Source organism: Microbacterium cucumeris, from assembly GCF_058349845.2.
Genome location: NZ_JBYRIZ020000004.1, coordinates 356,975 through 376,227 on the forward strand (window position 1 = coordinate 356,975; position 19,253 = coordinate 376,227).

At 70.3% G+C, this 19,253-nt stretch carries 18 protein-coding genes; 9 read left to right on the forward strand and 9 right to left on the reverse strand.

Going from position 1 to position 19,253, the window contains the following annotated elements; all coding sequences use genetic code 11:
* Positions 1 to 18 precede the first annotated feature (18 nt).
* Genes AC3RXZ_RS13315 through AC3RXZ_RS13340 form a run of 6 tightly spaced genes read right to left on the reverse strand, consistent with a single transcriptional unit; the run spans position 19 to position 5,904 of the window.
* A complete protein-coding gene (locus AC3RXZ_RS13315) occupies positions 19 to 957 on the reverse strand; it encodes a carbohydrate ABC transporter permease (RefSeq protein ID WP_243229561.1) in 939 nt (312 codons plus the stop codon).
* Positions 954 to 1,430, reverse strand: a complete 477-nt coding sequence (locus tag AC3RXZ_RS13320; protein WP_243229562.1) for a hypothetical protein — start codon at positions 1,428 to 1,430, stop codon at positions 954 to 956. Before AC3RXZ_RS13320 ends, AC3RXZ_RS13315 begins: the two co-directional genes overlap by 4 nt.
* Complete coding sequence (locus AC3RXZ_RS13325) at positions 1,427 to 2,719, reverse strand: glycoside hydrolase family 28 protein (RefSeq protein WP_491494319.1); 1,293 nt, start codon at positions 2,717 to 2,719, stop codon at positions 1,427 to 1,429. The genes AC3RXZ_RS13320 and AC3RXZ_RS13325 overlap by 4 nt, the downstream gene beginning before the upstream one ends.
* Before the next feature lies 1 nt (position 2,720).
* Complete coding sequence (locus AC3RXZ_RS13330) at positions 2,721 to 4,235, reverse strand: extracellular solute-binding protein (RefSeq protein WP_243229564.1); 1,515 nt, start codon at positions 4,233 to 4,235, stop codon at positions 2,721 to 2,723.
* A complete protein-coding gene (locus AC3RXZ_RS13335; RefSeq protein ID WP_491494320.1) occupies positions 4,232 to 4,921 on the reverse strand; it encodes a YesL family protein in 690 nt (229 codons plus the stop codon). Before AC3RXZ_RS13335 ends, AC3RXZ_RS13330 begins: the two co-directional genes overlap by 4 nt.
* Positions 4,921 to 5,904 (reverse strand): ABC transporter permease, encoded by a 984-nt coding sequence (locus AC3RXZ_RS13340; protein WP_283818205.1) that lies wholly within the window; start codon positions 5,902 to 5,904, stop codon positions 4,921 to 4,923. Before AC3RXZ_RS13340 ends, AC3RXZ_RS13335 begins: the two co-directional genes overlap by 1 nt.
* A gap of 225 nt (positions 5,905 to 6,129) precedes the next feature.
* Here AC3RXZ_RS13340 and AC3RXZ_RS13345 point away from each other — a divergent pair, with 225 nt between their 5' ends.
* The 4 genes from AC3RXZ_RS13345 to AC3RXZ_RS13360 all read left to right on the forward strand — a co-directional run bounded on the left by AC3RXZ_RS13345 (position 6,130) and on the right by AC3RXZ_RS13360 (position 9,893).
* Positions 6,130 to 6,870 carry a copper homeostasis protein CutC gene (locus tag AC3RXZ_RS13345; protein ID WP_243229566.1) on the forward strand — a complete coding sequence of 247 codons (741 nt, stop codon included), beginning with the start codon at positions 6,130 to 6,132 and terminating at the stop codon, positions 6,868 to 6,870.
* Between the two features lie 53 nt (positions 6,871 to 6,923).
* Complete coding sequence (locus AC3RXZ_RS13350) at positions 6,924 to 7,802, forward strand: alpha/beta fold hydrolase (protein WP_243229567.1); 879 nt, start codon at positions 6,924 to 6,926, stop codon at positions 7,800 to 7,802.
* A 103-nt stretch (positions 7,803 to 7,905) separates the two neighbouring features.
* The gene (lplAB, locus tag AC3RXZ_RS13355; RefSeq protein ID WP_243229568.1) at positions 7,906 to 8,955 is read left to right on the forward strand and encodes a lipoate-protein ligase LplAB; all 1,050 of its coding nucleotides are present in this window, start codon (positions 7,906 to 7,908) and stop codon (positions 8,953 to 8,955) included.
* Complete coding sequence (locus AC3RXZ_RS13360; protein WP_243229569.1) at positions 8,934 to 9,893, forward strand: DNA-methyltransferase; 960 nt, start codon at positions 8,934 to 8,936, stop codon at positions 9,891 to 9,893. The genes lplAB and AC3RXZ_RS13360 overlap by 22 nt, the downstream gene beginning before the upstream one ends.
* On the opposite strand, the gene aztA is transcribed toward AC3RXZ_RS13360, so the two are convergent.
* Positions 9,876 to 10,547, reverse strand: coding sequence for a zinc ABC transporter ATP-binding protein AztA (gene aztA / locus AC3RXZ_RS13365; protein WP_243229570.1), 672 nt, complete (start codon positions 10,545 to 10,547; stop codon positions 9,876 to 9,878). The two genes, AC3RXZ_RS13360 and aztA, sit on opposite strands and share 18 nt — an antisense overlap.
* A 55-nt stretch (positions 10,548 to 10,602) precedes the next feature.
* Here aztA and aztB point away from each other — a divergent pair, with 55 nt between their 5' ends.
* The 4 genes from aztB to aztD are packed head-to-tail and all read left to right on the forward strand — an operon-like array spanning position 10,603 to position 14,782.
* Positions 10,603 to 11,457 carry a zinc ABC transporter permease AztB gene (aztB, locus tag AC3RXZ_RS13370; protein ID WP_491494321.1) on the forward strand — a complete coding sequence of 285 codons (855 nt, stop codon included), beginning with the start codon at positions 10,603 to 10,605 and terminating at the stop codon, positions 11,455 to 11,457.
* Entirely contained in the window at positions 11,454 to 12,653 is a 1,200-nt protein-coding gene (locus AC3RXZ_RS13375) for a hypothetical protein (protein WP_243229572.1), read from the forward strand. Before aztB ends, AC3RXZ_RS13375 begins: the two co-directional genes overlap by 4 nt.
* Positions 12,650 to 13,558, forward strand: coding sequence for a metal ABC transporter substrate-binding protein (locus AC3RXZ_RS13380; RefSeq protein WP_243229573.1), 909 nt, complete (start codon positions 12,650 to 12,652; stop codon positions 13,556 to 13,558). Before AC3RXZ_RS13375 ends, AC3RXZ_RS13380 begins: the two co-directional genes overlap by 4 nt.
* 33 nt (positions 13,559 to 13,591) lie before the next feature.
* Positions 13,592 to 14,782: a zinc metallochaperone AztD gene (gene aztD, locus AC3RXZ_RS13385; protein WP_243229574.1), complete on the forward strand. Its 1,191-nt coding sequence runs from the start codon at positions 13,592 to 13,594 to the stop codon at positions 14,780 to 14,782.
* A 26-nt stretch (positions 14,783 to 14,808) separates the two neighbouring features.
* Here aztD and AC3RXZ_RS13390 read toward each other — a convergent pair whose 3' ends face one another.
* Positions 14,809 to 16,281: a carboxylesterase/lipase family protein gene (locus AC3RXZ_RS13390; RefSeq protein WP_491494322.1), complete on the reverse strand. Its 1,473-nt coding sequence runs from the start codon at positions 16,279 to 16,281 to the stop codon at positions 14,809 to 14,811.
* Positions 16,278 to 16,865 carry a TetR/AcrR family transcriptional regulator gene (locus AC3RXZ_RS13395; protein WP_491494323.1) on the reverse strand — a complete coding sequence of 196 codons (588 nt, stop codon included), beginning with the start codon at positions 16,863 to 16,865 and terminating at the stop codon, positions 16,278 to 16,280. The genes AC3RXZ_RS13390 and AC3RXZ_RS13395 overlap by 4 nt, the downstream gene beginning before the upstream one ends.
* A 125-nt stretch (positions 16,866 to 16,990) precedes the next feature.
* Between AC3RXZ_RS13395 and AC3RXZ_RS13400 the strand changes: the two genes are divergently transcribed.
* Entirely contained in the window at positions 16,991 to 19,231 is a 2,241-nt protein-coding gene (locus AC3RXZ_RS13400) for a glycoside hydrolase family 3 C-terminal domain-containing protein (RefSeq protein ID WP_491494324.1), read from the forward strand.
* The last annotated feature ends 22 nt before the right edge of the window (positions 19,232 to 19,253 follow it).

Sequence of the window (19,253 nt, forward strand, 5' to 3'; positions counted from 1 at the left end):
TGGCACGCCGGCGGGTTCTCAGCCCTTGACCGAGCCGACCAGCGCACCCTTGACGAAGTAGCGCTGCACGAACGGGTACACGACGAGCATCGGCAGCGTCGCGACGAAGATGACCGCCATGCGCACGGACTGCGCGGGCGGCACGATGTCGACCGCGGCCTCGCTGGCGTTCAATCCGCTCGCCACGATGACGATCTGGCGCAGCAGCACCTGGATCGGCCACAGCTCTGAGCTGTTGATGTACAGGATCGCGCTCTGGTAGGTGTTCCAGTAGTACACGGCGTAGAACAGGCCGATCGTCGCGATCGACGCCAGAGACAGCGGCAGCACGATGCGCCAGAAGACACCCAGCTCCGAGCAGCCGTCGATGCGGGCCGCCTCCTCCAGACTCTCCGGGATGCCCTGGAAGAAGCTGCGCATGATGACGAAGTTGAACGCGTTGATCGCGACCGGGATGATCAGCGACCACAGGGAATCGATCATCCCCAGGCTCTTGACGACGATGAACGTCGGGATCATGCCGCCGGCGAACAGCATCGTGAACAGCACCAGGAAGTTGATGACGCGGCGTCCCTTGAGGTGCTTCTTCGACAGTGCGTAGGCCATGAACGCTGTCAGCACCAGGCTGATGAACGTTCCGCCGATCGTCACGATCGCCGAGACACCGAGAGCGCGGAAGATCGTCGGGGTGGAGAGGATGTAGCGGTAGGCATCCAGGCTGAACGTCTCGGGCCACAGGATGAACGGACGCGTGGCCAGTTCTCCCGGCGTGGCGAGGGAGCTCGCGAGGACATTCACGAACGGCAGGACGCACACCAGAGCGAAGCCGATGAGGACGGCCCCGTTGATGATTCCGAACACCCGGCGCCCCGGGGTGATCCGGCTGCGGTTTCGGGCCTGGCGGCGGATCTGGATCGGGATCGTCGCGCTGTCGACAGGAGGTGCCGTGTGGGTCATTTCGAGCTCCCGGGGATGGGCGTGCGCACCGCGAACAGCGCTGCGGAGAGGAAGAACAAGAACGCGACGGGGTAGAGCACCAATTGGGTGCCGAACAGGCAGGCCAGGCCCGCACCGAAGAACCACCAGCCCGTCGAGCGGCGCCGGGGGCGATAGGCGGCGAAGAACCAGCCGATCGCGCACAGCAGCGCGATGAGGATGAGCGAGAACCCGAACCACCCCGCGAGGGTGTTGAGGGCGACGTGGGCGTCGGCATCCGCCACCTCGAGGCCGGCGGCTCGCAGCGCGGGCAGCACCGATTCCTGCAGCGCCTGATCGTCGGCGCGCGAGATCACGAACGCGAAGCCGCCCTGCAGGACAGCCGCAGCGGCGAATCCGACGGCGGCGACGATCAGCTCGAGGCGACGGCGGAACGGCGCGGCGGACGGAGAGGGGGTGGCGGAGGCATCCGGAGTGCTCGTCATGGCAGTCATACCAGCGCACCTCCGCGGCTCTCGAGGCTCGCCGTGCCGTCGGTGACCAGAACCGGGCCGTCGACTCCGGTCATGCGCAGCCCGACCATGCGCAGTCCTGTCGTGAACCGCGCGTGCACGCCCGCCGAGGCCATCGCCGGGACGCCATCGGCCATGGCGGGGACGGCGGGTGCGGGATCCGTCGCGAACGAGACCGAGAAGTCCTCGAGGGTCACGTCGTCGAGGGGTGCCTCGGGGAGCCCTGACAGCCACGCGGCGCAGGAGGTGACGTTCGTCGCCGTGATGTGAGCGAGATGGATGCCGCGGATGCGCGGCGTGCCCTCGTCGACGGGCTGCGGCGTGCGATCGGACACGATCGGGAGCCTGCCCTCGGGGCCGCAGAAGTAGAAGGGGTTGATGACGAGCGGGCACATCACCGCATCCATGACGATGTTCGACACGCGGACATCCGAGACGGTGCCGCCGCGGCCGCGCCGCGTCTTGATCCGGATGCCGCGATCGGTGCCCTGGAACACGCAGTTCGAGATCACGACGCCGCGCACGCCGCCGGACATCTCGCTGCCGATCACGACGCCGCCGTGGCCGTGGATCATGGTGCAGTTCGTGATCGCGATGTTCTCGCACGGCACGCGGTCGAGTGAGCGCTCGCTGCCGGCCTTGATCGCGATGCAGTCGTCGCCGACGTCGATGTGGCAGTCGCTGATGCGGACGTTCCGCGAGGATTCCGGGTCGATCCCGTCGGTGTTGGGGGAGTCCGGCGGGTTGATGATGCGGATCCCGGTGATGCGCACGTCGTCGCAGAGCAGCGGATGGACCGTCCAGGCCGGGGAATCGCGCAGGGTGACGCCGGAGATCTCCACGCGCTCGCTCTGGTGGATGCCGATGAGCGTGGGGCGCGGATACGCCAGAGTCCCGTCGCGGTGGGCATCCCACCAGCGCCGGCCGCTCCCGTCGATCACGCCGCGGCCGGTGATGGCCACGTCGACGGCGTCCCGCGCGTAGATGCACGGCGAGTGGATCGTGGTGGACGCGCCCTCCCAGCGGGCGGCCACGGGCGGGTAGAGGGCGGGGTCGGGGACGAAGCGCAGCACCGCCCCCGCCTCGAGGTGCAGCTCCACGCGGGAGCGCAGGCGCAGAGCGCCGGTCTCGTGCACGCCGGGCGCGATCGTCACGCGCCCGCCGCCCGAATCCGCGGCCCGGTCGATCTCGGCCTGCAGTGCACGGGTGGTCCGTTGCACGCTGCTCGCGCCGGGTCGAGCGATCTCGCTCTGCACCTGCGTCCCGCTCATGTCACTTCGTCTCCGCGTACGAGGCGCTGAGCTCCTCGATGATGGTGGACAGACCCTTGCCGTCGAGATCGGCGATCGCCGCCTCGTATCCGGCCATGTCGAGCTGGCCCACCATGTACTTGTTGTACGCGTCGTTCGCGGCCTGCTGGATCGTCGACCAGCTCTGGTCGAAAGCGTCGGACGAGAGCGGGAGCGACGGGTCGATGACGGCGAACTCCGCGTTCTCGGCGATCTTCTCGTTGCCCTCGTCGACATACGGCGTCGAGCTCTTGAAGGTCGTCACGATGTCGGACGGACGCGAGGAGTTGTACGGCTGCACCTCCTGCTCCCACTTCGGCTGGTCGGCGATGGTCACGACGCCGTCGGCGTCCACCGTGTAGTGCTCGTCCTCGATGCCGTTCGTCATGAGGGCGAACGCCTCCTCGTCGAGCAGCTTGTCGATGAAGGCGAGGATGCCTCTCAGCTCGGCTTCGTCCTTCACCTGCGTCGTGGACATCGCCAGCCAGCCGCCGAAGCCGCCGTTCGTGTCCGACAGGATGCGTCGCGGCACGTCCTCGAAGGTGATGTCGTTGATGAGTGCCCACGCCATGGGCGTGTTCGGGTCGGCGCTGAGCGCGAGGTTCATGTAGTTCTTCGCCTCGAACAGGCCGGTCACGACGATGCCGCCCTTGCCCTGCGCGATCGCGTCGATCTGGTTCTGCTTCTGCATCGTCACGAACTCGCCGTTGACCGCGCCCTGCTCGTACAGGCCCCGGTACCACTCCATGGCCTGCTTGAACTCGTCGGTCTGGAAGGTCGGGACGACCTCGTCGTCGTCCGTGACGACGAAGTTGTTCCCGGCGCCGAAATAGCCGGCGAGGCTCTTGAAGCCGAGCTTGAAGCTCTCCAGCCGGTCGATGAACCCGGTGGTGTCGTCCTGGCCGTTGCCGTCCGGGTCCTGCGTCGCGAACGCGACGGCGACCTCGCCGAGCTCCTCGATCGTGTGGGGCGTCTCGAGGCCGAGGTTGTCGAGCCAGTCCTGGCGGACCAGCACGCCGTATCGCGCCACGGGCTTCTGGAACGGGACACCGTAGAGCTTGCCGTCGACGCGTGCCGAGGCGATCGTGTTCTCATCGATCCGGGAGAGGTTCTCGAACTCGTCCAGGTACGGCTCGACGTCCCAGAACTGACCCGACTTCAGGGCCTGGCGCACCGAGGTGTTCGAGATGTTCGTGAGGGAGGTGATGTCGGCGAGCGAGTCCGAGGCGAGGGCGGCGTTGATCTTCTCGTCCTTGGAGGCATCCGGCACCCACTGGAAGTCGAGCTCCGTGCCGGTGTACTCCTCGAGCGCCGTCTGGATCGGGCCGTCCGCTTCCGGCGTGGTCGGCGTGTGCAGCATCGCCATCCACGTGATCTTCTCGGGGATCTCGGCGGATCCGCCGTCGGACGCGTCGCTGGATGCGCCGCATCCGGTCAGCGCGAGTGCGACGACGGCAGCGGAAGCGACGGCGATTCCGAGCCTGGGGTGATTCCTCATTGTGATCTTCCTCTCGCAAGGTGGGCGGGAGCGCGCGTGGTTTCGTGTGCTCCGGGGGGTGAGGTCAGGAGGGCCTCGGCTGCGGCGTCCGCGACGATCCGGCCGAAGACGATGCGCGTCACGAAGCCCACGGCCGCCGCCGGGATGGCGACGCCGAACAGGACGAGCAGCGGCAGCGCGTAGGTCGCCAGCAGCCAGGTGCAGGCGACGACGGCCGCCGTCGCGACGATCGTCCAGTGCAGCGAGCCGACGCCGATCATGAGTGCCGTGCCGAGCTGGCGGCCGATGCCGCGCACGTCGGTCGCGGCCATCACCGGGAAGACGTAGGCGGCGACGATGCCGACGGCGATGAGCGCCATCACGTTGGCGAACTGCAGGAACCAGTCCGACGCCAGGAAGATGTTGGTGATGACGATGGCTGCGGCGGCGCCGAGGATCCAGCCCATCGCCGCCGAACGCCAGTACTGCGTGCGCAGATGGCCCACGAAGGCATGGGTCACGGGCGGGGTCTCCCCGAAGCGGAACCAGCGGTCGATGTAGGCCGCGACCGCGTAGGACGCCGGGCCGATTCCGAAGACGACCAGGCCGGCGACCGTCGCGGCGATCCAGAGCAGGTTGAGGTAGGCGAGGCGGTACATCCCGCGCAGGAACAGGTTGATCCGCATGAAGCCCTCGAACGAGAACATCAGTACACGCCCTCCTCGCCGAGCTTCTTGGCGAGCTTGTTCGCCGCGATGACCAGGAGCAGGCCGACCAGGCCCTTGAACAGCCCCACGGCGGTGGCATAGCTGAGCTGACCGTTCTGGATGCCGGCCGTGTACACGTAGGTGTCGAAGATCTCGCCGACCTCGCGGTTCAGCGAGTTCAACAGCAGGAACATGTGCTCGAAGCCGAGCTCGAGGAAGTCGCCGATCGACAGGATGAACATCACGACGATAGTCGGGCGGATCGCGGGAAGCGTGATGTGCCAGGTCTGAAGCCACCGCCCCGCGCCGTCGATCTCGGCGGCTTCGTACAGCTGGATGTCGACCGCGGTCATCGCGGCGAGGTAGATGATCGTGCCCCATCCGGCGGTCTTCCAGATCTCCTGGACGGTGTACAGCGGGCGCAGCCAGTTCGGGTCCGTGAGGAACGGGATCGGGTCGAGACCCCAGGAGGCGAGCAGGGTGTTGATGCTGCCGCCGTCGGTGGTGAGCATCACGTAGAACAGCGAGACGACGATGACCCACGACATGAAATGGGGCAGGTAGATGACGGTCTGCACGCTGCGCTGGAACAGTCGGGTCCGCACCTCGTTCAGCATCAGCGCCAGGATGATCGGCACCGGGAACGAGAAGATCAGCAGCAGCATCGAGATGACCACTGTGTTGGTCAGCAGCATCAGGAAGGTGTCTTCGGTGAAGAACCGGATGAAGTGCTCGAAACCGACCCAGGGACTTCCGGTGATGCCGCGGAACGGCGAGTAGTCCTGGAAGGCGATGACCAGGCCGCCCATCGGGACGTACTTGAAGATGATGAAGTACGCGATGCCGGGCAGGGCCATGAGGTACAGCGCCTTGTGGCGCCAGATCTGCTGCCACCACGGGCGGGGGCGGTGCGTGATCGGGGGTGCGTCCTGCGCCTCTGGGACGTCCGGCTGGGCGGCCTTGGGTGCGTCCAGCACGGTCATGCCTGCGTCCGCATCGCGAGATCGGTCACCATCGGGCCTCTTCCTGCGCTCGTCATCGAGTTCGGGTGCGATCACGTCAGAAAACGCTTCTTCGGTAACCGGTTTCCCGAGAGTAGCACGTGATCGGATCGGCAACAACCGCCGGTTGTGGAACCGTGATCGAAGCGCTTCTCCGACCCTAGGGGGTGCGATCGCGAGCCGTGGTCCGGCGCGGAGGACGACAGAATGGATGCCGTGACCATCGCACTCGAGCTCGCCGTCCAGGATCCGGCCGGAGTCCGCATCGCCCGGGAGGTCGGCGCCGCGCGCGTCGAGCTCACCCAGGGCCTCGCCCTCGGCGGCCTCACGCCCTCGCCCGCGACTCTCGAGCTCGCGCTCGAAGCCGCGGGTGCCGACGGCCCCGAGGTTCACGTTCTCGTGCGGCCGCGCGCCGGGGGATTCCGCTACGACGCGGACGAGGTCGCGGTGATCGAGCGCGATGTGCGCTTCGCGATCGCGGCGGGGGCGGCCGGCGTCGTCGTCGGATGCCTGGACGCGTCCGGCGCACTCGATCGGGACGCCATGGCCCGCCTGGCGGACGCCGCGAACGGGGCTCCGGTGACGCTGCACCGCGCGATCGACGTGACGGCGGACCCGATCGAGACGCTCCGGGCGGCGCGGGAGCTGGGCCTCGCGCGCGTGCTCACCTCGGGCGGCGCCTCCGCCGCGATCGACGGACTCGAAACCCTGCGCCGTCTCGTCGAGGAGGCCCAGGGCCGCATCGAGGTGATGGCCGGCAGCGGGGTGGATGCGGCATCCGTCCCCGCGATCGCCGCGACAGGGGTCGACGCGGTGCACTTCTCCGCCAAGCGCACCGTCGCCGAGGACGGCGGCGTGCGGATGGGCTCCGCCTCGGACGGCGTGGGCGGGCACGAGGTCACCGACCGCGACGCCGCGTTCGCGGTGCGGGCCGCGCTGGGACTCTGACGCCCGGCGACACGAGGGGGACACGACCGCACGGCATCCGTAGACTCTCTGCCATGGCCGCCCCCCGCAATGCCGCGTCCCGCACCGCCGAGTTCATCGATGCGCACGGCATCACGATCGTCTACGACGTGCATCCCGCGCAGGGGAAGCCGCGGGGAGTCGTTCAGCTGCTGCACGGCGTCGGCGAGCACGCCGGCCGCTACGGGGAGCTCATCGCGGCGCTGACGCGCACCGGGTTCCACGTGTACGCCGACGACCATCGCGGGCACGGGCGCACCGGCATGCGTCAGCATGGGGATGCCGCGAAGCTCGGGCGCCTGGGCAAGGGCGGGCTCCACGCCGCGCGGGACGCGATCTGGCAGCTCACCGGCATCATCCGCGACGAGAACCCGGATCTGCCGCTCGTGCTGTTCGGGCACTCGTGGGGGTCGTTCCTCGCGCAGATGCTCCTCAACGACCATCCCGACGCGTGGGACGCCGTCGTGCTCTCCGGCTCGGCGCTGCGCACGCCGCTCATGCTCAACGCCGCACCGCTGAACGCGCGATGGGAGGGCGCGGACGCCACCGGGTTCGAGTGGCTCAGCCGGGATCCCGCCGTGTGGAAGGCGTTCGACGAGGACCCGCTCACGACGAGCGTTCCGCTGCTGAAGCTGTTCGGTCCGATCGAGGCGCTCAAGCTCTACGGGCGGCCGCGGAAGGACCTCGGCCGGGACATCCCTCTGCTGCTCCTGGTCGGCCGCGACGACCCGGTGGGCGGCCCTCGCAGCGTGCACCGGCTCGCGGACGAGTACCGCACGCGTTCCGGCCTCACGGATGTGACGACCCTGGTCTATCCGGATGCCCGGCACGAGATCTTCAACGACCTTCAGCAGGGTGAGGTGCGCGCCGACCTGCTCGCGTGGCTCGACCGGCACATCCCCGCGCGCGACTGAACCGAGCATCCCGCCCCCGCCGGGCGGTGCCCCGCGTCCCCTCCCGTGGCTGGGCGCGCGGGCAAGCAGGACCGGGCGGGGCCGCCGGGCGTAGGCTGGGACGGTGCATGGTGAGTACAAGGTTCCGGGCGGCAAGCTCGTCGTCGTCGATCTCGAGGTCAAGGACGGCAGGATCGCCGATTTCCGGCTCGCCGGCGACTTCTTCCTCGAGCCGGACACCGCTCTCGACGACATCGATCGCGCCGTCAACGGCCTGATGGCCGAATCGGATGCCTCCGCCATCGCCGCCGCGGTCCGCAGCGCGCTCCCGGACGGCGCGCAGCTGCTCGGCTTCAGCCCGGAGGCGGTCGGCACGGCCGTCCGCCGCGCGCTCGTCACCGCTCCCGGATGGCGGGACTTCGACTGGGAGATCGTGCACGAGAAGGCCGTCTCCCCGCGAATGAACCTCGCGCTGGACGAGGTCCTCACCTCCCGCGTCGGCGAGGGGCGCCGCCGGCCCACGCTGCGCATCTGGGAGTGGGACGAATCCGCGGTCGTGATCGGATCGTTCCAGTCGTACCGCAACGAGGTCGATCCCGAAGGGGCGGCGCGGCACGGTTTCGACGTCGTCCGACGCATCTCCGGCGGCGGCGCGATGCTCATGGCCGCGGGGCAGATCGTCACGTACTCGCTGTACGTCCCGGCATCCCTCGTGCAGGGTCTCACGTTCGCCGATTCCTACGCGTTCCTCGACGACTGGGTGCTGCAGGCGCTGCGCTCGCTCGGCATCGACGCGACCTATCAGCCGCTCAACGACATCGCCTCGCCCACCGGCAAGATCGGCGGGGCCGCTCAGAAGCGCCTCGCCAACGGCGGCGTGCTGCATCACGCGACGCTGTCCTACGACATCGACGGCCAGACGATGACCGAGGTGCTGCGCATCGGTCGCGAGAAGCTCAGCGACAAGGGCACGACCTCGGCCGCCAAGCGCGTCGACCCGCTGCGCAGCCAGACCGGTCTCGCCCGGGCCGAGATCATCGAGCGCTTCAAGGACACCTTCCGCTCGCTCACGCAGGCCGAGGACGGCGCCATCGCCCCGGATGAGTACGCCGACGCGGAAGCCCTCGTGGAGTCGAAGTTCGCCACCGAGGCATGGCTGCACCGGGTCCCGTGATCCCCGCGCCCCCCTCCGAGAACCGTTCCGCGTCTCCCGGGTCCGTCCGGATCGTCCACGGGGACAGCCTCGACATCGCACGGACGCTGCCGACGGCATCCTTCGCGCTGGTGTACCTCGACCCGCCGTTCAACACCGGTCGCGCACAGGAGCGCCAGGTCGTCACGGCCCGGCGGTTCACCGAGCAGCCGGAGCTGGACGTCGAGGTCGACGCGGAGGACGAGCCGTCGCCGAAGGAGGTCCGGCACGGCTTCCATGGGCATGCGTACGAGCGCGTCCGCGGCATCCTCCGCGCGTACGACGATCGCTTCGACGACTACGGCGCGTTCCTCATGCCGCGACTCGAGGAGGCCTGGCGGCTGCTCGCCGATGACGGCACGCTGTACCTGCACCTGGACTACCGGGAGGCGCACTACGCGAAGGTCATGCTGGATGCCGTGTTCGGCCGCGACTCGTTCCTCAACGAGCTGATCTGGGCGTACGACTACGGCGGCAAGTCGCGCCGGCGCTGGCCGACCAAGCACGACACGATCCTCGTGTACGTGAAGACCCCGGGTGCGCATTACTTCGACTCGGATGCCGTGGACCGCGAGCCGTACATGGCGCCGGGCCTGGTCACGCCCGAGAAGGCGGCGCGCGGGAAGCTCCCGACCGACGTGTGGTGGCACACGATCGTCCCGACCACCGGGAGAGAGAAGACCGGCTATCCGACGCAGAAGCCCGAGGGGATCCTCCGGCGGATCGTCCAGGCGTCCAGCCGCCCGGGAGATCGCGTGCTCGATCTCTTCGCGGGCAGCGGCACGACGGGGGCGGTCGCCTCGGCGCTGGGACGCGATGCCGTCCTCGTCGACGACAACCCCGAGGCGATCCGCGTGATGCAGGCGCGGATGCCGCATGCCGAACTCGCCTCGAACGGACCGTCACGCCCCGGCACGTGACACCACCACGCGGCCGTCCTCGAGCTCGACCCGCTGGTCGATGCGGCGGAACTCACCGGGGTCGTGGGTGACGGCGACCACGGCCGCGCCAGTCGCGGTGAGCTGATCGACCGCGTCCGCGATGATCGCCCGTGACCGAGCGTCCAGCGCGGCCATCGGCTCGTCCAGCAGCACGAGATCGGCTCGCTGTACGAGCGCCTGGGCCAGCAGCGCGCGCTGCCGTTGTCCGCCGGACAGGGTGCCGATCGGTCGTCGGGTCAGGTCCGTGAGTCCGACACCGGCGATGGCCTCTGCCACGAGGGCGCGGTCGGTCTTCCGGGCCGGACGCCACGCGCCCAGGCGCGCCCAGGTGCCCATGGCGACGATGTCCGCGACCGTCAGCGGCAGATGCGGCGGAAGGGGCGTCGACTGCGGGACGAGGGCCACACGGGCGCCGCGGCGCACTTCGACGGAGCCGTGCCGGGGGACGAGCAGACCCGCGGCGACCGACAGCAGGGTGGACTTGCCCGAGCCGTTCGGCCCGGACACCACGACGAGCCGTCCGGCGTGCGCGTCCAGGTCGACGCCGCGCAGGGCGCGATGCCCGTCGTGATCGACGGCGACGTCGCGCAGCGACAGCACCCGGGTGGTCGGAAGCAGAGCAGAGGAGGACACGCCCATCAGTATTGCAAATGAAAATCATTCTCAATAACTGCTACAGTCGCTCCCTGTGACCCTCTTCGACCCCTTCGCCGCCGAGTTCGTGCAGCGCGCCCTTCTCGCGGGTGCTCTCGTCGCCGTGGTCTGCGGCGTCGTCGGCACCTGGGTGGTCCTGCGCGGCATGGCCTTCCTCGGCGAGGCGATGGCGCACGGCATGCTTCCGGGCATCGCCGTCGCGACGCTCGCGGGCGTCCCCGGCATCCTCGGCGCGGCCGTCAGCGCGGCCGCCATGTCGTTCGGCATCGGCGCGCTGCAGCGACGCGGGCGGCTCTCCGCCGACACGAGCATCGGCCTGCTGTTCGTCGCCAGCCTGGCGCTCGGGGTCATCATCATCTCGGCTTCGCGCAGCTTCGCCACGGACGCCACGGCGATCCTGTTCGGCGACATCCTCGCGGCGTCCGCCGAGGACGTGGCGCTGCTGACGGGCGTGGTCGTCCTCACGATCGTCGTCGCCGCGCTCGGACACCGCTCGTTCGTCGCGCTCACGGTCGACCCGCGCCAGGCGCAGCTGCTCGGGCTGCGCCCGAGGCTCGCGCACGTGCTGCTCGTCGGCCTCATCACTCTCGCCGTCGTCGCCGCCTACCAGGCGGTCGGATCCCTGCTCGTGGTCGGCATGCTCCTCGGCCCCGCCGTCGCCGCGGGGCCGTGGACCACGCGCATTCCCACCACCATGGCGCTCGCCGCGGCGATCGGGATCGCCGCGGTCGCCGCCGGGCTGCTCATCTCCTGGCACGCCGGCACGGCGGCCGGAGCGACGATCGCGTTCGTCGCGATCCTCGCGGCCGCAGCGTCCGCCCTCCTGCACCGGTTCGTCCGGTTCGTCGCCGCGCGGCAGGACCGCGCCCTCTCCGAAAGGACCCCATGAGATTCCGTGTCGCCGCAGCATCCGGCATCCTCCTCCTCTCTCTCGCCGGGTGCGCCGCGCCCGCCGCGCCGAGCACGACGGAGCCCACGAGCGAGGGCGACGGGCACGGGCACATCGAGGGGGCGCAGGAGCTCGCCGAGCCCGCACTGCACCTCACCACGGTCGACGAGAAGGGGTCCGTGCATCATCTCGACCTCCTCGACGAGGAGGACTCCGTGCTCGCCGACATCGATCCGGTCGAGGAGGTGGTGTCCGACGGGAGATACCTGTTCGGCATCCGGGACGGCTCGGTCACCGTCATCGACAGCGGGGTGTGGACGTGGAGCCACATCGACCACTTCCACTACTACGAGGCTCCGGCCCGCGTCATCGGAGACGTCTCCGGCAACGGCACGCCCGCCGTCGTCACGGGCGAGGTCGGCGTCGGCGTGCGCTTCGACGACGAGGCCGTCCTCCTCGACACCGCGGCACTCGCCGACGGGCGGATCGAGGAGACGTTCCGCATCGCCGCCGAGGGCGACGGCGTCGTGGTGCCGCTGACCTCCGGGGCCGTGCTCACGGACGCGGGCGCCGGGGCCGAGCAGCCGGGTACCGTCCGCGTGGTCGGGAACGACGGCACGGCGAGCGAAGAGCTGCCCTGCGCGAGCGCGAGCGGGACCATCACCACGGTCGTCGGCGTCGTCATCGGCTGCGCCGACGGAGCGCTGCTGTTCGCCGGCGGCGCCCCGGAGGCGCACGAGCGGATCCCGTATCCGCAGGCGACGGCTCCCGCCGCCACGTCGTTCGCCGCCCGGGAGGGGCGACCGAGCGTGGCGGCCCTCGCCGGAGAGACCGGAGTGTGGATCCTCGACACGCGGGAGCGCGCCTGGACCCTGGTCGACGTCGGCGAGCCGCTCGTGCACGTCGCCGCCGTCGACGACGCCGAGGGACGCGTCCTTGCGCTCACGGCCGACGGAGCGGTGATCGTCCTGGCCGGCGGCGCGGTCGTCTCGCGCACCGAGCCGCTCGTCTCGGCATCCCTGGCGGATGACGAGGTCGCACCGCACGTGCGGTTCGTCGTCGACCAGAACCGCGCCTATCTGAACGGGCCGCTCGAGCAGACGATGTGGGAGATCGACCCGGCGGACGGCGCGCGCCTCTCGCGCGTCTTCGAGACGGCGTCGACGCCGCTGCACCTCGCGGGGACCGGACGATGAGCCGCCCGCTCCGCGCCGCTGCGGGAGTCCTCGCGATCGCCCTCGCCGGAGGGCTCGCCGGCTGCGCCGTCTCGGGGGAGGACCGGCCGAGCGTCTACGTCACCACGAACATCCTCGGCGACGTCGTCTCCGAGATCGCCGGAGAGCAGCTCGAGGTCGTCACGCTGATGGCACCCGGCGCAGACCCGCACTCGTTCGAGCTGTCCGCCCAGCAGGCCGCGGGGCTGCGTGACGCGGATCTCGTCGTGGCCAACGGGCTCGGTCTCGAGGAGGGCCTCGCGCAGCACGTCGAGGCCGCGGCCGACGAGGGCGTCGAGGTCTTCTCCGCCGGAGACCACGTCGAGGTGCTCGAGTACGCCGAGGGCGCCGGTCCGGATCCCCATTTCTGGACCGACCCGGCGCAGATGCTCCTCGTCGTCGACGCTCTCGAACCCGCGCTCGTCGAGCTCGCCGGCTCAGCCGGACCTGACGTCCGCGCCGCAGCGGACGCCTACCGTGCCGAGATCGCGGCACTGGACGACGAGATGGCCGCAGCGCTCGGCGCGATCCCCGCCGAGCACCGCGCGCTCGTGACGAACCACCACGTGTTCGGCTACCTCGCCAGGAGCTACGACGTGACGCTGCTCGGCGCGGCGATCCCGGGCGGCACGACCCTGGCCGCTCCGAGCGCCGCCGACCTGCAGGAGCTCGTGGACGCGATCGACGCGGCCGGAGTCCGCACGATCTTCGCCGAGTCGTCCTCCCCGGACCGCCTCGTGCAGGTCCTCGCCGACGAGGCCGACCGCGACGTGGCCGTCGTCGAGTTGATCACGGAGTCGCTGGCGCCCCCGGGGGAACCCGGCGACACCTACCTGGACATGATGCGCGTCAACACCGCGCGCATCACCGAGGGCCTGAGCCCCTGAACGCCCGGACGGGCAAACGAGAGGAAAGAAAGAATGACACAGCCGAATCGAACGGTGCGCCTCGCAGCCGGAGTGGTCGGTGCGGCGCTCCTGCTGACGGGGTGCGCGACCCAGTCCGCGGCCGAGCCGGGCGACGCCGCGACGTCGGACACGGATGCCGCGGCCGGCGGACCGCGTCTCGCGATCGCATACGAGGGCGGCGTCCTCGTCGTCGACGGGGAGTCGCTCGAGGTGATCGAAGACCTGCCCTCGGAGGACTTCGTCCGCCTCAACGCCGCCGGTGACGGCAGGCACGCGTTCGTCACCACCTCGGAGGGCTTCCAGCTTCTCGACGCGCGCGAGCCGGAGCTGACCGACCTCGTCGTCGAGGCCGCAGCGGCGGGTCACGTGGTCCGTCACGGGGGCAAGACGGTGCTGTACGACGACGCGACCAGCGACACGACGATCTTCGACACCGCGGCGCTCGCCGAGGTGGACGCAGAGCTGCCCGAGGCCGAGGTGATCCCCGGCGTGGAGGCCCATCACGGCGTCTCGGTCGTACTGGAGGACGGCACATTCGTGACAACCGTCGGAGACGCGAGCGGACGCACCGGCATCCGAGCCGTCGACGCGGACGGGCACGAGGTCGCCGTGAGCGCCGAGTGCCCCGGCGTGCACGGCGAGGGCACGGCCGAGGGAGAGGCCGTCGTGTTCGGCTGCGAGAACGGCGTGCTCGTGTTCGATGACGGCGTCATCACGAAGCTCACTTCGCCGGACGAGTACGGCCGCATCGGCAACGCCTACGTCTCCGAGGACAGCCCGCTGGTCGTCATGGACTACAAGGACGATCCGGATGCCGAGGGCTACCTCCTGACCGACATCGCGCTCGTGGACACCGAGGCGAAGACGCTGGAGAAGGTCTCCCTTCCCGACGGCGTCAGCTACACGTTCCGCGGGGTCACCCGCACGGAGGACGGCGACGCCGTGCTGATCGGGTCCGACGGGCGCCTGCACGTGATCGACCCCGCGACCGGCGAGATCACGGCGTCGCACGACGCGATCGAGGCGTGGGAAGGCCCAACCGAGTGGCAGCAGCCGCACCCGGCGATCGCGACGACCGGCGACGTCGTGTACGTCACCGACTCGGCGAACAGCACGATCGTGGCTCTCGATCCGCACACCGGCGAGCAGATCGCGACGGCCGAGCTGCCCCAGGTGCCGAACGAGATGGTCGTCGTCGGCTGACACCCTCGCTCTCGACGAGCCGAGGATCAGACCAGGGCGAGGGCGGAGTCGTAGGCCGTCGTCGTGACGGTCGGCCCGTCGCCGCCGAACTCCCGAGACGTCCCCGGATCGGTCCGCCACGCGGGCCATCCGGGGGCGCCGGAGGAGAGGAACGAGACCGCCGCGCCGTGCATCTCGTCGGCGAGCGACTGCGGCGGGCGCGGCCCGGCCAGCGCATCGACCCGCACACGGTCCAGCCCGTCGAACCAGAACGGGACGTCGAGGCAGTGGCACGACCAGCCCTTGGTCGGTGAGACCCAGCGGAACGCGTACGCCCAGGTCTCGGCATCCGCGCCGCTGCGCGCCTCCGCGACACGCGCGACCAGACTGCGGAACACGTGGTCGGTGACGAAGCGGCCGACCATCGCCGCCGGTCCCTTGGCGCGCTGCGCGCGGTTCGCCGTGAGATACGCGCGTCGCACCCGACGGTCGCGCAGACCCGCGCGCAGCAGGACGCCGGCCGGCACGAAGCGCACCGCCCACGGTGCCTGGTCCGCGATCATGGTGAACTCGTCGTCCGTCGCGCCGATCAGGAGGGGCTTGTCCGCTCCGACGCCCGCCCTCAGGGCGTCCACGGCCGGTCGCGTGACGAGCTCGCCGTCGATCATCGGTCCCCACGGCAGACCGTCCTCGATGAGTCCGGTCAGCAGGCCGAGTCCCTTCCGCGCGGGCAGCGCCTGGGACTGGACCTTGAGGACGCGGCCCTCGGACACGGATCGGAAACCGGCGACGTCCGCCTCGACGCCGAGGATCCCGGCCAGTCGCTCGCCCCGCTCTCTGGCGCTGTCCGCGGGCACATCCGCGAGAGCCGGAGAGATGGCCATCGCCGCGTGGAACAGATGCTGGGCCGCCGGCATGCTCAGCAGAGTCAGCACGGCGCCGCCGCCCGCCGACTGGCCGCCGATCGTCACGCGGCCGGGGTCGCCGCCGAAGGCCGCGATGTTCTGCTGCACCCATTCGAGGCCGGCGATCCAGTCCCGCACGCCGCGGTTGTGGGGTGCCCCCTCGATGTACCCGAAGCCGTCGAAGCCCAGCCGGTACGAGATCGACACGGTCACGACGCCGTCGCGGTTGAAGCGGCTGCCGTCGTACCAGGGACTCGCCGGTGACCCCTCGGTGTAGCCGCCGCCGTGGATCCAGACCAGAACCGGCAGCGTCTCGTCGCCGCCGGGCGACGGCGTGAACACGTTGACGTTGAGCGTCGCCTCGCCGGGGATCGGCGGTTCGGGTATGAGCGTCTCGCCGGGATCGCGCCGCAGCGCCGTGGCCCCGTACTCGAGTGCGTCGCGCACCTCGGTCCACGGCTCGGGAGGCACCGGGGCCGCGAACCGGCGGTCGCCGACGGGTGCCTGGGCGAACGGGATGCCGAGGAAGGCGGCGGAGGCCTCGGGGGTGCCGGCGTCCCGCCAGAATCCGCGGACGGGACCGGACGCGGTGTGCACCACGGGTGCTTCGGTCACGCTGCTGCTCCTTCCCCCGGGCGCAGCGCGTCCAGGAACTTCTCGATGTGGGCGGCCATGTCGATGCCGGGGTCGAGCAACCAGAGCGACTGCAGCCCGTCCGAGAGCGCCTGCACGCTGGTCGCGACCCAGGCCGGATCCAGGTCGGCGCGGATCTTGCCGTCCTCCTGTGCGCGCACCACCGCGGCGCGGAACTGCTCCTGCAGCGCTTCGGTGCGCTCCCGGAAGAACGCGTGCGCCGGATGCTCGGGGTCGACCGCCTCGACCGCGAGCTGCGCGTACAGCTGCACGAGTCCGGGCACGGTGGCGTTGTGGCGGATCACGGTCAGCAGCATGTCGATGTCCGCATCCTCGCTGCCGTAGGTCTGCTGGTCGTGCTCGTCGCGCTTGCGGAGGATCGCGGTGAACAGCTCCTCCTTGCTGTCGAAGTAGTGCAGGAGCCCTGCGGCGCTGAGCCCCACGGCCTCCGCGAGCTCGCGGACGGAGGCCCGGCGGTATCCGTGCGCTGCGACGACGTCGAGCGCGGTCGTGAGGATCTCCTCGCGCTTGGCGATCCCCTTGGCATAGGCCCCGCGTCGCGTCATGCTCACAGCGTATCCGTGACGGCGCGTCCGGGGAAGTGAAAACCGAACGATGCTTGCTTTTTGCGCGAAGGTGGACGTATTCTGACCGTGCGATCCACGGCGGATGCGGCGAAAGGCGAACTCAGATGACCGATGCTCAGGACCTCACCCTCGAGGAGAAGGCCGCGCTCACCAGCGGCGCCGACTTCTGGACCACCACCGCGATCGATCGGGCGGGCGTCCCGTCGATCATGCTCACCGACGGCCCGCACGGCCTGCGCAAGCAGCGCGGCGCGAGCGACAATCTCGGCCTCAACGACAGCGTGCCGGCGACGTGCTTCCCGCCCGCCGTCGCTCTCGGCTCGTCATTCGACCCCGAGCTCGCGGAGCGCGTGGGCGTGGCGCTCGGCGTGGAGTCCGCGATCGAGGACGTCGCGGTGATCCTCGGTCCCGGCATCAACATCAAGCGCTCGCCGCTGTGCGGCCGCAACTTCGAGTACGTGTCCGAGGACCCGATCGTCGCGGGCCGGATCGGAGCGGGTCTCGTCCGCGGCATTCAGTCCCAGGGGGTCGGTTCGTCGCTCAAGCACTTCGCGGCGAACAACCAGGAGGACGACCGCATGCGCTCCTCCAGCGACATCGACCCGCGGCCGCTGCACGAGATCTACCTGCGCGGCTTCGAGTACGTCGTCAAGGAGGCTCAGCCCTGGACCGTGATGTGCTCCTACAACCGCATCAACGGCGTCTACGCCTCCGAGGACCCGTGGCTTCTCGGCGACGTGCTGCGCGAGGACTGGGGCTTCCAGGGTCTTGTGGTCTCCGACTGGGGTGCCGTGAACGACCGCGTGGCGGGGCTCGAAGCCGGACTCGACCTCGAGATGCCCTCCAGCGGAGGCGTCACGGACGCCCAGATCGTCGCCGCCGTGAAGGACGGCTCGCTCGATGAGGCCGTGCTCGACACCGCCGCCGGTCGCGTGCTCGACCTCGTCGCGAAGTCCCAGGCGCGCCCGGCCGCAGCCGGACCCCTGGACGTCGACGCCCATCACGCCCTCGCTCGCGAGGTCGCGGGCCGGTCGATCGTGCTGCTGCAGAACGCGCCGGTGGACGGCGCTCCCGTGCTCCCGCTCGCGGCCGATGCGTCGGTCGCGGTGATCGGCGAGTTCGCCCGGACGCCGCGCTATCAGGGCGGCGGCTCGTCGCACATCAGCCCGACGCGTCTCGACACGGCTCTGGACGCCTTCGGCGACCGCGTCTCGTTCGCTCCCGGCTTCACGTTCGACGGATCGGGGGACGCCGAGGCGCTGAAGGCCGAGGCCGTCGCCCTCGCGGGCCGCAGCGATGTGGCCGTGCTCTTCCTCGGTCTGCCGGAGGCCGAGGAATCCGAAGGGTTCGATCGCACCCACATCGACCTGCCGGCGGTTCAGCTCGAGCTCGTGGATGCCGTGCTCGCCGTGAACCCGAAGGTGGCCGTCGTGCTGTCCAACGGGTCGGTCGTCGCCCTCCCGTTCGCCGACCGTGTGCCCGCGATCGTCGAGGCGTGGCTGCTCGGCCAGGCGGGCGGATCCGCGACGGTCGACGTGCTCACCGGCGCCGTGAACCCGTCCGCGCGGCTCACGGAGACCATTCCGCACCGCCTCGAGGACACCCCGGCGTTCGGGAACTTCCCCGGCTCGTTCGGCCATGTCCGCTACGGCGAGGGCGTCTTCGTCGGGTACCGGTGGTACGACGCGCGGCGCATGGACGTCGCCTTCCCGTTCGGGCACGGCCTGTCGTACACATCCTTCGCCTACGGGGCGCCGAGCGCGACGGTCGTGGACGGCGGGGACATCGCCGTGACCGTCGCGGTGACGAACACCGGCTCGGTGGACGGCCGCGAGGTCGTGCAGGTGTACGTCGCGCCCGAGGTGTCCGCGGTCGAACGCGCTCCGCGCGAACTGAAGGCCTTCGCGTCCGTCGCGCTCGCCGCGGGGGAGACGAAGGACGTCGCGATCGTGGTGCGTCGCGAGGACCTCGCGTACTGGGACATCCGCGTCGACCGGTTCGTCGTCGAGGGAGGTGCCTATCGCGTCGAGGTCGGCGCCTCCAGCCGCGACCTGCGAGGATCGACCTCCGTGCACGTCGCCGGGGACGAGGTCCGCATCCCGCTCACCGCGAACTCGTCGATCGGAGAGCTGCTGGCGCATCCGGTGGTCGGTCCGATCGTGCGCGAGCAGCTGGCCGGTGGCCAGGCCGCCGCGGACGGCGCGATGGATGCCGGGATCATGAGCGACGAGGCGATGGCGAAGATGATGGCGTCCTTCCCGATCGGGCGCCTCGCCGGTTTCCCCGGCATGGGGGTGACGCGGGAGCAGGTCGCTCAGCTCATCGCCCTCGGCAACCAGCCGTAGTCGCGCGGCGGCCGGTCCCGCC